This is a genomic window from Demequina sp. (assembly GCF_016278775.1).
Taxonomy (GTDB): Bacteria; Actinomycetota; Actinomycetes; order Actinomycetales; family Demequinaceae; genus Demequina.
Genome location: NZ_JADQBF010000026.1, coordinates 12,943 through 28,513 on the forward strand (window position 1 = coordinate 12,943; position 15,571 = coordinate 28,513).

Below are 15,571 nucleotides of genomic sequence, written 5' to 3' on the forward strand. Positions count from 1 at the left end.
CGTCGACCCCCTCACGGGTCGACGGCCGCTTGCTTTCTCAGGGCGTATCTCATGGTGATCCCCCATAGACACTCAGGGTATACACGCGGTGTATAGTGACGGCATGGACAAGTCACTTGCTCTCTTGGGCCTCGTCGACACGGGCTCCTCTTACGGCTACGACCTCAAGCATCGCTATGACGAGGTGTTCGGTCGAGGCAAGCCCATCGCCTTTGGCCAGGTGTATGCGGCGCTGGCGCGCATGATTCGCGACGGCCTGCTCACCACCTTGGGAGAGGAGGCCGGGGCAGGCCCCGACCGCAAGCGCTACGCCATCACAGAGGCGGGGCGGGATCGGATCCGCGAGTGGTTCTCCACTCCCGACAGGCCAGCGCCGGAGCTCGCAGACAACCTCTTTGTCAAGGTGGTGCTCGCCTGCATGCTGGACAGTGACGCCGACGAGTTGCTCGACATGCAACGCAGCGAGCACCTGGCGCGCATGCGCGAGCTCACCAGAATCAAACAACACTCGCCGCTTCTTGAACGGCTCGCCGTCGACCATGCCCTCTTCCAGATTGAGGCAGACCTGCGCTGGATCGACATGACCAGCGCACGCCTCACCGACATGCGCGAGGAGGTCCGCCGAAATGGCTGACATCGCACTGAACCCCGCCACCACCGTCCCCGCCAGGGGCACGCCACTGATTCGGGCCATCGGCCTTCACAAGAGCTTCGGCGCCACCAAGGCGCTCAGGGGCATAGACCTGGACGTCAACCAAGGCGAGGTGCTCGCCGTCATGGGCCCCTCAGGGTCAGGAAAGTCCACGCTCATTCACTGCCTCGCCGGCGTGCTCGCGCCAGAAGAGGGCCAGGTGGTCATCGGAGACACCGACGTCACCGCGTTGAACGCGGACGAGCGCGCCAGGCTGCGCCTTGAACGCATTGGCTTCGTCTTTCAGTTCGGCCAGTTGCTCCCAGACCTCACGGCCCTCGACAACGTCGCCCTTCCGCTACTGATGAACGGCGTCGGACGCCGCGCCGCGACCGTGCGTGCCCGCAAGTGGCTCGATCGGCTCGACATATCAGACCAGGCCACGAAGGTGCCAGGCGATATGTCGGGTGGTCAGGCCCAGCGCGTCGCCATCGCCAGGGCGCTCGTCACGCAACCGAGCGTGATCTTCGCCGACGAACCCACCGGGTCCCTCGACTCTGTCGCCGGCGAGAAGGTCCTCACCGCCATGCTCGAGGCCGTCCGAGAATCGAACACCACGGTGGTGCTCATCACTCACGACGCCCGCACGGCCGCGTACGCCGACCGCGAGGTCATCGTGCGCGATGGCATGCTGAGCGCCGCATCGCGAGGGGTTGCCGCGTGAAGCCCTCCGCAGCGCGCCTGCTTCTTCTCAATGGGGCTCCCGCCTACAGAAGGCTGGCGGAAATCGTCGCGGGCGTGGCTCTGGGCGTCGGCATGGTGCTCATCCTGCTGGGCGGTTTCCTCCACATGCCCGATCGGGACGACAGGGTCGCCTGGCGCACGTACGGAGGAGAAGAGTTCGCCCGCGCAGACTCTGAGGCTCCGTTGCCGGTGCCGACGGCCAACACGGTGCTCCGCCTCACGCAACCCGACTACTTCATGGGTGGCACCTACACGATCGTGAGAGTCGCCGCCGCAGATGACACCGCTGTGACCCTGCCCGATGGCCTCGCGCTCCCCGCGCCAGGCGAGTACTACGCGTCGCCTGCGATGGCCCAACTCATCGAGGATCACCCTTCGGATCAGCTGGGTGACCGTTTCGGGACGCCCATAGGCGAACGGGGTGATGAGCTCTTGCAGGGCCCGAGCGATCGGGTCGTGCTGGTCGGCAGCGATTGGGAGGAACTCGCGAAGACCTATCCGACCCAACTGGAGGACGCCTTTCCCGCGTCAGGGAGCAAGTTCAATACGGGGCTCTACCGCACGGTCCTCGCGATCGGGGCCGTGGCGGTCCTCATCCCCATCGTCTTGCTGATCTCGATCGTGTCCCAGCTGGGAGCATCGGAGCGCAGGGAGAGGTTCGCCACCGTGAGACTCATCGGGGCCGGCAGGCGCGCCATCGCGGGCGTCTCCGGGTTCGAGATGCTGATCGCCACCCTCGTGGGCGGCGTCCTCGGAATCGGCGTGGCAGCGGCGATCCGCCCGGCAGCGTCGACGCTGGAACTCGACGGCAGCACGTCCTTCGGTGCCGACCTCACCCCGCCTGCACTGTGGACCGCTGGCGCCATCATTGCGGTGGCGCTCCTCGGCGGCGCGACCGCATGGTGGCGGACGTTCAGGGACGACGTCGGAGCGCTCGGGTCGTCACGCGAGCGCGCCGAGAAGAAGGTGACCGCGTGGCGTTCCGTGATGTTGCTCGTCGGCCTCGCCATGCTGATTGGCCCCATGATCGCCTTTCGCTTCGACGCAGCGGCCTCCGAGTTCTACAACGTCCTCATGCTTGGTGGCTTCGCCATCACGGCGTTCGGCATCGTGGTGGCCGGACCATGGCTCACCCGCTTGGCAAGCAGGGTATTGAACAGGTTTGCAAGCACGGCGCCGACGGTGGTGGCGGCAGGCAGGCTCTCTCGCCACGCGCGGGCCACCTTTCGATCCGTCGCTGGACTGGTGGTCGCCGTGTTCATCGTGAGCCTCTTCGCGGGGGTCGTGAGTGCGATCGAGGACGTGGTGACTCCTCGCGACACCCCAGGCAGGCTGTCGATGGATGCCGTCGTTGGCGAAGTGGGCTCCCCGGAAGAGGTCCACGCCGTGACCGCCGCGATCACGGAGTTGGAGGGCATCGAGGGGATCGCCGTGGCCTACTGGCCAACGGACGACCAAGGGCTGCTGGTCATGACCCCCGAGGACGCGCGTGCGATTGGGGCGGTCGACGTTCCCGATGCTCCAGCGGTCTCGCTCGACCTCTTCGAGATGCTCGCTGGCGGAACCGACATTGCCCGTGACCCGGTCACACCGCCCGTGGCCACCAACTCGATTGATGAGTCCGCGCCCTCGCAGGTGTTCGTGATCACCGACGGCACCGCGGAGGCCAAGGAGCGTGCTCGCACCGCAATCGAGACTTCGACCGTGCCAGGACGCGCCCCACTGACGCGCGCGGACTTTGCGGCAGCTGGCACGCTGTCCTTCACCCACGAGTTGGAGACGATGGCGTACCTGGGCATGGCCGTGGCGATCGGGATTTCGGCCCTGTCGCTCACCGTCGCCACGGTGGCGGCCGCTCTCGACCGCAAGCGCACGTTCGCGCTGCTGAGGCTGGGAGGGATGCCCGCAGCTCACGTGCGGCGAGTGATCGCGATCGAGGCGAGCATGCCGCTGGGGGCCACCCTCGCCGCGTCGGCCGGGCTCGGCTTCTTTGTCGCCTGGGCGATGATCGAGACTCTCGGCAACGACATGTCGATGACATGGCCCGACGCGCGCTACTGGTGGGCAGTCGTCGCGAGCGTCGCGATCACGGCGGCGGCGGTCTTCGGCTCATTCGGACTCGTACGCAGGTCCACAGAGGTGACGTCGACTCGCTTCGAGTAGGCCCTAGTCGCTGGCCCAGCGCCCGCGCGAGTACTGGGGCGGGTAGGTCGCCTCCGCTCCGAGTTGCGCGGCCCATCGCTGAGGCAGGTGCGGCTCGCGCATGAACTGACGCGCCACAAACACGGCGTCTGCCTTGCCTTCTGACACGATCGCCTCGGCCTGCTCGGCTTCTGTGATCTGGCCGACGGCGGTCGTGACGATGCCGGAGCCTTTCTTGATGGCCGTCGCGTGAGCCACCTGGTAGCCGGGCGAACTGGGGATTGTGACGCCCGTGATGTTGCCGCCAGTGGAGGTGTCGATGACATCGCCACCCGCCTCGCGGACCCAGCCTGCGAGAGTGACGGTCTCGTCGAGAGTCCAGCCCTCCGGCTCCAGCCAGTCAGTGGCGCTGACCCTGACGAACACTGGAGTCCCCTCGCCGGCAACGCGGCGCACCTCGCGCACCACGTCGAGGAGGAGGCGGGCGCGGTTCTCGAGTGAGCCGCCCCACGCGTCGGTGCGTTCGTTGCTCAAGGGAGACAGAAATTGGTGCAACAGGTAGCCGTGAGCCGCGTGAATCTCGAGCACCTCGAATCCCGCGTCGAGCGAACGGCGCGCAGCCTCGCCAAAGGCGGCCACGACGTCGGCGATGCCTTGCGCGTCGAGTTCCACGGGGGCGTCGTAGCCGGGGAACGCGATTGCCGACGGCGCGACCGTCTGCCAGCCCCCGTCGGAGAGCGGGACGGTGCCATTGCCGGACCAGTCGCGATACGTCGAGGCCTTGCGCCCCGCGTGCTGCAACTGGATGGCAGGGACGGCGCCCTGGCCCTTGATGAATGCGGTGACGCGGGCCCAGGCGTCACGCTGCTCGTCATTCCAGATCCCGGTGCACCACGGGCTGATCCGACCCTCGGGGTTCACGGCGGTCGCCTCTGCCATGACGATGCCCGCGCCGCCGCGCGCGAAGGAGCCGAGGTGGACAAGGTGCCAATCGCTCACGAGCCCATCGCGGCCCTCGCACGAGTATTGGCACATGGGGCTCACCCAGACCCTGTTGCGGGCGGTGATGGAGCGGATGGTGAGGGGGGAGAACAGTGCAGAAGTCATGGTTCCATCCTTGCGCACTGCATCCGCTGCTGGTGCCGCCGTGGTCCCAGCCGTTGCGGGCCAGGGCCTTCGCGCATAGCGTGGGCCCTATCAGGAGCGCCGCGGCTGGGGTTGACGGCTCGCCTCCTGAACGGGGGAGTCGACCGCGAGAATTGTTAGCCCTCACTTTCCGAGGGGAACGATCGGTAACGAGACGGGCACGATTTGCCCCTGTACCCGTTCAGCGATGCACAATCGTGACCTCACGGGCTTGCGTTGACTCCAATTGTTAGCGCTAATATTCGAGACACGGGCCGCAGTGCGGCTCCGAGGGAAACTAACCCCACTCCGGCGACGAAGCCGGAACAGGACGAGGAGGTCTTGATATGAGGAAACGGTTTTTGTCCACTATTGCGCTTGCTGGAGTAGCAGCGCTTGGCCTGGCGGCGTGCTCGAGTTCGGATGACGGCGGCAACGGGTCCGGTGACGGTGACACCATTACGGTCGGCTTCGCCCAGACCGGTTCCGAGAGCGGATGGCGCTCGGCCAACACCGAGTCCATGAAGACGGCGTTCTCTGCTGAGAACGGCTTTGAACTGGTCTTCAACGCGGCAGACAACGACCCCGCCGCACAGATCACGGCCGTGCGTAACTTCATCAACCAGGGTGTTGACGCCATCGTCATCGCCCCGATTGTGGAAGACGGCTGGGACGACGTGCTGCAGGAGGCCAAGGACGCCGGCATCCCGGTGATCCTCGAAGACCGCACCGTGAGCTCTTCAGACGACCTGTACGCATCGTGGGTCGGCCTCGACTTCAGGACAGAGGGCGTCTACGCAGGTGAATGGGCCGCCGAGGAGTTTGGCGACACCCCGACCAAGATGGTTGTCCTTGAGGGCACCACTGGCTCGGCGCCGGCGAACGACCGTGCAGACGGCTTCAACGAGGCGATCGAGGGCACTGCCATCGAGACCATCGACTCGCAGACCGGTGACTTCACCCGTGACGGTGGCAAGACCGTCATGGAGGGATTCATCGCCAAGTACGGCATCGACGGCATTGACCTGCTGTACGCACACAACGACGACATGGGTCTGGGTGCCATTGAGGCCATCGAGGCCGCTGGTGGTGTTCCCGGTGTGGACATCAAGATCGTGACGATCGACGCGGTCAAGGACGGCATGCAGGCGCTCGTCGACGGCAAGATCAACTACATCGTCGAGTGCAACCCGCTCCTCGGTGAACTGGCGGCAGGCCTTGTCAAGGACGTGCTCGCTGGCGAGGACGTCGACAAGTCCTACTACGTCGAAGACCAGAAGTTCACGCAGGAAGAAGCTGCCGAGGTCATCGACTCCAGGCTGTACTAAGTCCCAGGACTGGAGGCGCTTTTCCTCCACCCTGTGACACACTCCGTGGTGAAGTCGGGTTCGCCCGGCTTCACCACGGAGGTTGCCGTCCACCCACCCTCACGCGAAGGAACGTCACCACCATGCCTGCGGACACCGATGTCCCATTGATTGTCGAGATGCGTGGCATCACCATCCGGTTCCCGGGTGTTCTCGCGCTTGACAACGTCGACTTCTCCCTACGCCCCGGCGAGATTCACTCGCTGATGGGCGAGAACGGCGCTGGAAAGTCAACCCTCATCAAGGCGCTTACGGGCGTCTATGCGATTGACTCCGGCTCGATTATGGTCTCCGGCGAGCACCAGTCCTTTGTGACAACGGCCGACGCGCAGGCCGCCGGGATCTCCACGGTGTACCAAGAGATCAACCTGTGCCCCAACCTGTCAGTCGGCGAGAATGTCATGCTCGGCCACGAGAAGCGCGGCCGCTTCGGCATCGATTGGAAGTCGACGTTTGAAGAGGCGGAGCACCACATGGCCAGCCTTGGCCTCGACGTTGACTCGCGCTCGATCCTGGAGAGCCACTCCATCGCCATCCAGCAGCTCATCGCGATCAGCCGAGCCATGGTGCTCGATGCCAAGGTGCTGATTCTCGACGAGCCCACCTCCAGCCTCGACAGAGGCGAGGTTGAGCAACTGTTCGGGGTGATTCGCTCCCTTCGCGATCGCGGCGTCGCCATCCTCTTTGTCAGTCACTTCCTGGAGCAGGTCTACGAGATCTCAGACCGCATCACGGTGCTGCGCAACGGCCAGCTCGTGGGCGAACACCTTGTCGAAGAACTCCCTCGCGACGCTCTTGTCGCCGAGATGATCGGCCGCGAACTGGACGACCTCACGGCGATCTCCGCGAGCGCGGGTCGCGAGGTTGACCGTACGGGCACGCCCGTGTTGCGTGCCGCTGGCCTCGGCAAGCGCGGCATGCTCGAGTCTGCAGACGTCAGTGTGTACGACGGCGAAGTGGTCGGACTGGCCGGTCTGCTCGGCTCGGGTCGGACAGAGTTGGTGAGGCTCTTGTACGGGGCCGACCGCCCGGACACCGGCGAGATCGACGTGGCTGGCGTGCGCCAACGGGTGCAGAGCCCTCGTCACGCCATGGCCCGCGGTATGGCCTTCTCGTCAGAAAACCGCCGTGCAGAGGGCGTCGTGTCCGACCTGACCGTGGCCGAGAACATGATCCTCGGCATCCAGGCTCAGCGCGGTTGGCTGCGGCGTGTGCGCAAGTCCGAGCAGGACGCGGTGGTCGGCGAGTACATGGAAGCGCTTGGCGTGCGACCCGCAGACCCGACGATGCCAGCCGGAAACCTGTCCGGCGGAAACCAGCAGAAGGTGCTCCTGGCACGGTGGCTCGCGACCGCCCCTGAGTTGCTCATTCTCGACGAACCCACGCGCGGCATCGACGTGGGTGCGAAGGCGGACATCCAGCGCAAGGTTGCCGAGCTTTCCGCACAAGGCCTGTCGGTGATCTTCATCTCTTCGGAGTTGGAGGAGGTGCTCCGCATCGCCCAACGCGTGGTCGTGATGCGCGACCGGCGGTCGATCGGGGAACTCGAATCCTCCAAGGTGAACCTCGATCACCTCATCGACTACATCGCTCACAAAGAAGGGAGCGTGTTGCAGTGACCGCGATCATAAAGCACCGCTTGTTCTGGCCAGCCTCGGCGCTCGTCGTCCTCATCACTGTCAATATGCTCGCCAACGCGAGCTTTGCCCGCATCACCGTCAGGGATGGGCACCTCTACGGGGCGCTCATCGACATCTTGCGTCAGAGTGCCCCGCTCATGCTGGTGGCGCTCGGCATGACGCTAGTCATCGCCACCCGGGGCATTGACCTGTCGGTCGGAGCGATCATGGCCGTGTCAGGCGCCGTGGCGCTCACGATCATCGACGGCTCTGAAGACCCTGGCGGCTTTGGCACCATCATGATCGCGATCCTGGTCGCCTTGCTCGTGTCCCTGGTGTTGGGGGCGTGGAACGGCTTCCTGGTTTCCGTGCTGGGGATTCAACCGATCATCGCCACCTTGGTGCTGATGCTCGCGGGACGGGGCACGGCACTGCTCATTACCAGCGGAGAGATCACTACCGTGGTGAGCGCGCCGTTCAAGCAGATCGCGTCCGGCTACCTGGTGATCCTGCCCGTCGCCTTCTTCATCTGGGTCGCCGCCGTCGTCGTCGTTGGAGTGGTCGAGCGCCGCACCGCGTTGGGCATGCTCACGGAGGCGGTGGGCATCAACCCGGAGGCCAGCCGCCTCGCGGGAGTCCGCTCACGGGGCATCATTTGGACCGCCTACATCGCGTCTGGAGTGCTCGCCGGAGTGGCGGGAATCATCTACAGCTCCAACACCATGGCGGCAGACGCCAACTCGGCCGGCTACCTCATCGAGCTGTACGCCATCCTCGCCGTGGTGCTCGGCGGCACGTCGCTCATGGGCGGCAAGTTCTCGATCGCAGGCACGGTGATCGGCGTGCTCATCGTCCAAACCTTGGAATCGACCATCCTCTTCTTGGGTGTGGCCCCGGCGAAGAGTCCCGTGTTCTTCGCCCTCGTGGTCATCTTTGTGGTGCTTGTGCAGTCGCCACGGGTGCACCGCTGGGGGCGGTCAGTGTTCGGTTCATCGAGAACGTCGTCCGCCCCTGATGAAGACGCGGAGAAGAAGGAGGTCGCGGCATGACCGCCGTGGAGACTGAGAAGGCGCCCCGCAACGCGGTGTTCGCGGGAATCGACACCTTTGTGAACAGGCACGCGTCGGTGCTGCCCACCGTCGCCGCCGCCGTCATCCTCTCGGTGCTGCTCGTGGGGGCGAACATCCGCTTTGACGGCCGCTTCCTGACGCCTGGAAACATCTCGGCGCTGCTGCTCAACAACGCGTTCCTCATGGTGTTGGCCGTCGGCATGACCTTCGTGATCGTCACGGCGGGAATCGACCTGTCGGTCGGATCCGTCATGGGCTTCACCGGCATTCTTGGCGCGAGCATGTTGAGTGGCGGGGTTCCGGCGATTGTGGTGATTCCGACCATGCTCGTCGCGGGCGCGCTCATCGGCCTGCTCATTGGGGTACTGGTGCAGTACTTCAATGTTCAACCCTTCATCGCGTCGTTGGCTGGCCTGTTCCTTGGCCGAGGTCTGGCGTATGTGGTGAGCCTCAACTCCATCAGGGTCGAGGACCCCGTGGTGCTGTGGCTGCAGACCACCCGCTTCCGGCTGGGGGATTGGTACATCACCCCTACCGGCATCATCGCTCTGGTGGTCGTGGCGATCGGCGCCCTGGTCATGCAGTACACCCGGTTCGGGCGCACCGTGTATGCGGTGGGCGGATCCGAGTCGTCTGCCGAACTCATGGGTCTCAAGGTGGCCCGCACCAAGGTGATGGTGTACGTCATCTCCGGCCTGTGCGGTGGGCTTGCCGGCCTGTTGCTCACGGCCTTCTCCGGTGCCGGGTACCCGCGCTACGGCATCGGCACAGAGCTCGACGTGATCGCTACGGTCGTGATCGGCGGCACGCTGTTGGCCGGTGGACGTGGTTACGTTCTCGGGTCGATGATCGGCGTGTTCGTGTTCGCCACGATCACCACGATCATCTCGTTCATGGGTGCTGAGCAGTCGTGGACACACATCATCGTCGGCGGCCTCTTGCTGCTGTTTATCGTGGTGCAGCGCGCGATCGTCGCACGGACGTCGAGAACGGGTTAGTGGCTCGGCTCCCTCCCGGCGAGCGCAGGGCGGTCCCATGACGCGCAATAATCACCCCATGGGACAGCCGACGCCGCTTGTCGAGATGGAGCACGCCACGGTGCGCTTTGGCACCACGCTCGCCCTCGACGATGTGGCGCTCCGCTTGTACCCGGGAGAGGTGCACTCGCTCATGGGCGAGAACGGTGCTGGCAAGTCCACGCTCATCAAGGCGCTCACTGGGGCGCTCCGGTTGGACGCTGGCACGCTGACCATCGACGGCACCGCGATGCGGTTCGCCACGCCGTACGACGCTCAGCGGCACGGCATCTCGGCGGTGTACCAAGAGATCAACCTGCTGCCGAACCTGTCCGTCGCCGAGAACATCAGGCTGGGGCGTGAGCATCGCAGCCATGGACTGATCTCCCCCCGGCGCATGGAGCGCGAGGCGGCCGTGGTGCTCTCGGAGCTTGGCCTGTCTGTCGACCCTCACTCGCCGCTCGGATCGCATCCGGTCGCGGTGCAGCAGCTGGTGGCGATCGCGCGTGCCATTTCCACGGACGTCCGCGTACTGGTGCTCGACGAACCGACGTCGAGCCTCGATAGCGACGAGGTGGCCGAACTGTTCCGCGTCATCCGCGACCTCAAGGAGCGCGGCGTCGCCATCCTGTTCATCAGCCACTTTCTCGACCAGGTCTACGAGATATCCGACCGCATCACCGTGCTGCGCGACGGAGCGCTCGTGGGTGAGTACCTTCCCACCGACCTGCTTCGCATCGAGCTCATGCAGAAGATGCTCGGCCACGACGCGCCAGAGCTCCTGTCCAGACCGCGCCCGGCCTCGGCAGCGGTGCCAGCGGAGCCCTACCTGAAAGGGCGTGGAGTGACGTCCTCGCTCGGCATCTGTGACGCTGACGTCGACCTCGCCGAGGGAGAAGTGTTGGGGGTAGCAGGCCTGCTCGGTTCGGGGCGCACGGCGCTCGCGCGCGCGCTGACTGGCATCGACGCGCTCGACCGCGGGGAGCTGAGCATCGATGGACGCCCGGTGCGTTTCGCCTCGCCCCGCGCGGCCATGAAGCACCGCGTCGCCTACTCCTCGGAGAACCGTCGTACGGAGGGCATCGTCGGCGACCTCAGCGTGCTCGACAACATCACGCTCGCGCTGCAGGCTCAGCGAGGCGTGTTCCGCAAAATCCCGCCAGCCCGCCAGCGCGAGTTGGCCGCAAGTTGGGCGGAGGCGCTCCGCATTCGGCCAAGCGACCTCGACAGGCCGGTACGCACGCTCTCAGGCGGCAACCAACAGAAGGTGATGCTCGCGCGACTGCTGGCCTTGTCGCCGCGCGTCTTGGTGCTTGACGAGCCGACGCGCGGAATCGATGTGGGGGCGAAGGTCGAGGTCCAGAATCTGGTTGCGGACCTGGCCACCAACGGCCTCTCGGTAGTCTTCATCTCAGCAGAACTCGAGGAAGTCCTGCGGGTGAGTGACCGCGTCGCGGTGCTTCGCGACGAGCGGGTGGTAGACACTCTGGAGTCCGCCACGCTCACCGTCGACGCGGTGCTCGCCCTGGTGGCGAGCCCCGAGACCACGGAAGAAGGAGAGTAGCTGTGGCGACGCCGGAGCTCGGACGGGCGGCCAACATCTTCGATGTGGCACGCCTCGCTGGGGTCTCCCATCAGACGGTGTCGCGCGTCATCAACGGCCTGCCCAACGTGCGCCCAGCTACCAAAGAGCGCGTCGAGAAGGCCATGGCGCAACTGCGCTACAGCCCCTCGCCTGCAGCCAGGGCGCTCGTCACCAAGCGCACGCGCACCATCGGGCTCATCACGCCTGCCGCTGTCGACTACGGGCCTAGTTCCATCGCCTTGCACTTCACCATGGCTGCCCGCGCGGCCCGCTACAGCGTGGATACCATCAGCACCCCAGACGGGGACCCAGCGGCATGGCGTGCGGCGCTTGAGACGCTGCTGCGTCAGCGCGTCGATGCGATCGTGGTCAACGTGGCCGACACGGCGGTGCTCGAACTGGTGAGTGGTCTCGAGATCGCGATACCGCTCGTGGCGGCGGGATCGTCTCCGCGGCGCGGGCCCCGGCTCGTGTCGATCGACCAGTACCGCGGCGCTCGCCAGGCCGTGCGTCACCTCGCGGAGCTTGGCCATCGCCGCATCCTGCACGTGGCTGGACCCGTGAAGGCGGGCGACGCGGCCGAGCGGGTGAGGGGCTGGCGGGACGAACTCGCCGAACACCGGCTCGAGGTGGTGGAGCCTCAGCACGGAGACTGGTCGGCAGCGAGCGGTTACCGGATCGGTCTCGAACTGGACCTCGAGCCGGGCACCGCGATCTTTGTCGGCAACGACCAAATGGCGATCGGGCTGATGTCCGCGCTGCGGCAGCGAAAACTGCGCGTGCCGGATGACATCAGCATTGTCGGCTTCGACGACACCCCGGAGGCCGGTTACCTTGACCCGCCACTGACCACGATCCGCCAAGATTTCGAGTCGCTCGGGAAGATGATGATGCAGAAGGTCTTGGTGGGGCTTGAGGAGTCCGACGGCGCGGGCTCGGATACCCCCCTTCCCACCGAACTCATCGAGCGGGCGTCGACCAAGCCCGTCGAGCCGCGAGCGGTGAAACTCGCCTAGAACGGACTCGAGGAGGCAGTCTTCCAGGGCCTTGACGATCCACGCGATGACTGCAAGTGTGGAAATGCCCGCTGACGCGGCGGGTGTGTGCTGACCACAAGGAGAACAGACATGGCAACGCGCCCGGCAATGAGGGTAACTGTGGCGGCGATGACGGCGGCTCTGGCTGTCGCATCCCTGAGCGGATGTGGCTCCAACCCCGTGGAGGACGCCGTGCAGAACCAGGTGGACAACGTCGTGGAGGATCAGGTGGGCGACGCCGCCGAACAGGCGATCGAGGATGCCATCAAGGAAGACACGGGGGACGACGTCGACCTCGACTTTGGCGGCGGTGCGTCCGTCCCCGATAGTTTTCCGGCAGGGTTCCCGCTGCCGGATGGCACGCTCGTGGTGGCCATCGCGATGGACCAGGGCTGGCAGTTGAGCTACGAGATCGACGATGTTTCTGAGGCGGAAGATGTCGCGGCTCACTTCGCGTCAGACTCGGGTTACGAAGAGACGGTGAACGCCAACTTGGGCGGGATTCAGACGTGGACCTACACGGGCGAGGAGTACAGCGTCACGATCGGTCTGGTCCCGGATGATCAGGGTTCTCAGATGAGTTACCTCGTGGTGCGCACCGACAGTTAGGGCGGCAGGGCGCGAACCAGCCGCGCCGTCGGGGTGACCTCGGTCGAGTGCCCCCGGCAGGATTCGAACCTGCGACCATCGGATTAGAAGTCCGGTGCTCTGTCCAGCTGAGCTACGAGGGCGAAGGGCCCGTGAGGGCCCCTACAAGGGTAGCGGCGTGTGGAACTGAAGAGTGGACGGCGCGGTAGCCTCTTGCCTGGCGCGTGAGGAGGCAGGCTAGCCACATGGACTACAGACCGATCAAGACATGGTCGTACCCTGGCGCGCTCCTCGATGCGCTCAACGACACCCGCCGTGTGGTGGTCGATGTGCAGATGCCTCTGCCCACGGGCCGGGAGCGCGAGGCGAACGCGCTCATGGAGCAAATGGTCGATCAACTCGACCACCATCTCATCCCCCGTGTGCGCGACGAGGCTTCGCCCGCGATCGTGGTCATCGGAGGGCCGACGGGTGCAGGCAAGTCCACCGTCGTCAATGCCTTGCTGGGGGAGACCCTCACCGCGTCTGGTGTATTGAGGCCGACCACCAAGGTGCCCCACCTCTTCCACCACCCTTTGGACGGGGCCGTGCTTGACGAGGTATCCCGACGCGCCTCCGTTCACCCCACCGAGGCGGTGCCGCGCGGCCTCGCGATCGTCGACAGCCCTGACCTGGACTCGGTGCGCGGCGAGAACCGTGAAGTCGCGGAGGACCTGCTGGAGGCGTCGGACCTATGGCTCTTTGTCACCACTCCGGCGCGCTACGGCGACGCGGTGCCGTGGAACGCTCTGCGGAAGGCTACCGACCGCGGCGCCTCGGTCGCGATCGTCCTGAACCGGGTGACTCCAGATATCGCCGCCCAAATCAGGCGCGAACTCGTGTCGAGACTCGCCGAGGAGCGGCTGCAAAGCCTCCCCCTCTTCGTCATCCCCGAGGATGCCGAGGCGGACATACCGCGCGACGTGGTTGGCAGCCTCGGTCGATGGTTGGACACTGTGGCCGCGGCGTCCGCCGACACGATCGTGGAGCGCACGCTGCACGGCGGGATCGAGTCGCTCAAGGAGTGGCTCGAACGGTTGGCTGAGCACATGGACGACCAAGCCGCGGCCGCGAAGGAAGTGCGCGCAGAGGTACGTCGCTGCGCCGCCAGGGCGGAGGTGGGTGACGGCGACGACTGGCACCTGGCCATCGGCAAGGGTCCTGTCGAGTCTCGCTGGCGCCAGGCGACCGCCGAACGTGGGCCGCTGTTCCGCGTGAGCAACTCGGTGTGGGTGAAACGCCGCAGCGCACGCGAAGCCCGCGACGCCACGTTCGTGGAGATACGGGCGGACCTGCTCGCGGCCGTGGAGGCGGCTCTGGCTCACGCCGCAACCTCCGCGAACGACCGCATGATGGATTCCCTCAACTCGGCGGGCGGCGGTGTGGGTCCTTGGCTCATCGAGCAAAGGGACCCTCGTGACGCCAGGGTGGCGCGAGAGCGACGAGCAGCCGATGCGGCGCGCCAATGGCTCGACACGTGCGCCGGGATCGCAGCCGATCTTCCTCACGCTTCAGGCGGCATCGCCGTAGTGGGGGGAGAGGGTCTCGCTATCACGCTCGCATCTGCCGCGGTGGGTGTCGATGTCGCCGATGCGGTGCTGGCGGTGCTGGTCAAGGACACGTCCACGCAGGCGATAGCGTCGGCAAGGGAGGCCCTAGCCACGGCGCGCCGGTTCGTCATCAACAAAGAGGCCCTCGACATGATGAGGCCGACGGACGTGGTGTCGCTCAGCGCCGACGCCTCGTCCAAAGTGCGCTTGCGGCGCGCCGAACTGCGGGCCTTGCTGTGAGCCCCACGTTCCAGGAACTGCCGCCGCGCACGGAGACGACGCAGTTGCAGGCCCGCGTGGATCGCCTCAAGGCCTCGATGGAGTGGGCAGCGGAGGCGGTGGATGCCGAGGTGCGGGACGAGGTGTGGCGCACCATCAAGCGCTGCGACGAGCGACTGGCGTTGGGCGTGGACCACACCGTGGTCGCGCTCGCTGGCGGGACCGGCTCGGGCAAGTCCACCCTGTTCAACGCGGTGGTGGGCACTGAATTTGCCGTCGTGGGTGTCGCTCGGCCCACCACGGCCGAGGTGTCTGCGGCCGTGTGGGGCGACGCGGAGCAGCTGCTTCAGTGGTTGGGAGTGGACCCCGAGCGCTGGCTGAGTCTCGATGAGGGCGGCGAGATGGACGGTGTCGTTCTTCTCGACCTGCCAGACCACGACTCGATCAACCTCACCAATCGCGACACGGTCGACAGGGTGGTGCCGCTTGCGGACCTCATTGTGTGGGTGGTTGACCCCCAGAAGTACGCCGACCACGCGCTTCACTCCGCCTACCTCAAGGTCGCCTCTGATCATGGGCAGCCGTCGCTCATCGTACTCAATCACGTCGATAGGTTGAGCGAGAGCGATGCGGCCACCGTGGCCGCGGACCTGGCCCGGCTGGTGAGAGAAGAGGGCATCGACAACGCCCCCGTGATGCGCGTGAGTGCGCGCACGGGCAAGGGGGTGAAGGCACTGCGGGGGGAGATCGCTGGCGCCGCCGCGACTCGCTCCGTCTCCGCCGAGGCGGTGCGCGCCGACCTCGTGGCGGCCGGGCGCGTGCTTGAGGGCGCGCTGGCC

General features: G+C 66.0%; 13 protein-coding genes and 1 tRNA gene. 12 read left to right on the plus strand and 2 right to left on the minus strand.

The window, feature by feature from the left end:
- Positions 1 to 103: 103 nt before the first annotated feature.
- The 3 genes from QZZ33_RS04115 to QZZ33_RS04125 are packed head-to-tail and all read left to right on the plus strand — an operon-like array spanning position 104 to position 3,538.
- Positions 104 to 634, plus strand: a complete 531-nt coding sequence (locus tag QZZ33_RS04115; RefSeq protein WP_291378368.1) for a PadR family transcriptional regulator — start codon at positions 104 to 106, stop codon at positions 632 to 634.
- Positions 627 to 1,355, plus strand: coding sequence for an ABC transporter ATP-binding protein (locus QZZ33_RS04120; protein ID WP_291378369.1), 729 nt, complete (start codon positions 627 to 629; stop codon positions 1,353 to 1,355). Before QZZ33_RS04115 ends, QZZ33_RS04120 begins: the two co-directional genes overlap by 8 nt.
- Positions 1,352 to 3,538: an ABC transporter permease gene (locus tag QZZ33_RS04125; protein WP_291378370.1), complete on the plus strand. Its 2,187-nt coding sequence runs from the start codon at positions 1,352 to 1,354 to the stop codon at positions 3,536 to 3,538. Before QZZ33_RS04120 ends, QZZ33_RS04125 begins: the two co-directional genes overlap by 4 nt.
- Before the next feature lie 3 nt (positions 3,539 to 3,541).
- Here QZZ33_RS04125 and QZZ33_RS04130 read toward each other — a convergent pair whose 3' ends face one another.
- A complete protein-coding gene (locus QZZ33_RS04130; protein ID WP_291378371.1) occupies positions 3,542 to 4,624 on the minus strand; it encodes an NADH:flavin oxidoreductase/NADH oxidase in 1,083 nt (360 codons plus the stop codon).
- Between the two features lie 365 nt (positions 4,625 to 4,989).
- Between QZZ33_RS04130 and QZZ33_RS04135 the strand changes: the two genes are divergently transcribed.
- From QZZ33_RS04135 to QZZ33_RS04165, 7 genes are all read left to right on the plus strand, one after another.
- Positions 4,990 to 5,970: an ABC transporter substrate-binding protein gene (locus tag QZZ33_RS04135; RefSeq protein ID WP_291378372.1), complete on the plus strand. Its 981-nt coding sequence runs from the start codon at positions 4,990 to 4,992 to the stop codon at positions 5,968 to 5,970.
- A 122-nt stretch (positions 5,971 to 6,092) separates the two neighbouring features.
- A complete protein-coding gene (locus tag QZZ33_RS04140) occupies positions 6,093 to 7,628 on the plus strand; it encodes a sugar ABC transporter ATP-binding protein (RefSeq protein ID WP_291378373.1) in 1,536 nt (511 codons plus the stop codon).
- Positions 7,625 to 8,677, plus strand: coding sequence for an ABC transporter permease (locus QZZ33_RS04145; protein WP_291378374.1), 1,053 nt, complete (start codon positions 7,625 to 7,627; stop codon positions 8,675 to 8,677). Before QZZ33_RS04140 ends, QZZ33_RS04145 begins: the two co-directional genes overlap by 4 nt.
- Complete coding sequence (locus QZZ33_RS04150) at positions 8,674 to 9,696, plus strand: sugar ABC transporter permease YjfF (RefSeq protein ID WP_291378375.1); 1,023 nt, start codon at positions 8,674 to 8,676, stop codon at positions 9,694 to 9,696. The genes QZZ33_RS04145 and QZZ33_RS04150 overlap by 4 nt, the downstream gene beginning before the upstream one ends.
- A 37-nt stretch (positions 9,697 to 9,733) precedes the next feature.
- Positions 9,734 to 11,278 carry a sugar ABC transporter ATP-binding protein gene (locus QZZ33_RS04155; RefSeq protein ID WP_291378376.1) on the plus strand — a complete coding sequence of 515 codons (1,545 nt, stop codon included), beginning with the start codon at positions 9,734 to 9,736 and terminating at the stop codon, positions 11,276 to 11,278.
- 2 nt (positions 11,279 to 11,280) lie between these two features.
- Positions 11,281 to 12,315, plus strand: a complete 1,035-nt coding sequence (locus QZZ33_RS04160; RefSeq protein WP_291378377.1) for a LacI family DNA-binding transcriptional regulator — start codon at positions 11,281 to 11,283, stop codon at positions 12,313 to 12,315.
- Positions 12,316 to 12,426: 111 nt separating this feature from the next.
- A complete protein-coding gene (locus QZZ33_RS04165; RefSeq protein WP_291378378.1) occupies positions 12,427 to 12,945 on the plus strand; it encodes a hypothetical protein in 519 nt (172 codons plus the stop codon).
- Positions 12,946 to 12,993: 48 nt separating this feature from the next.
- Here QZZ33_RS04165 and QZZ33_RS04170 read toward each other — a convergent pair.
- Positions 12,994 to 13,067: transfer RNA gene (locus QZZ33_RS04170), tRNA-Arg, on the minus strand.
- 102 nt (positions 13,068 to 13,169) lie between these two features.
- On the opposite strand from QZZ33_RS04170, the gene QZZ33_RS04175 reads away from it, so the two are divergent.
- Both QZZ33_RS04175 and QZZ33_RS04180 read left to right on the plus strand, forming a co-directional pair.
- On the plus strand, positions 13,170 to 14,753 hold the full coding sequence (locus tag QZZ33_RS04175; protein ID WP_291378379.1) for a hypothetical protein: 1,584 nt from the start codon (positions 13,170 to 13,172) through the stop codon (positions 14,751 to 14,753).
- Positions 14,750 to 15,571, plus strand: an 822-nt coding sequence (locus tag QZZ33_RS04180; protein WP_291378380.1) for a GTPase, incomplete at its 3' end; no start/stop codon positions are given. The genes QZZ33_RS04175 and QZZ33_RS04180, both read left to right, overlap by 4 nt.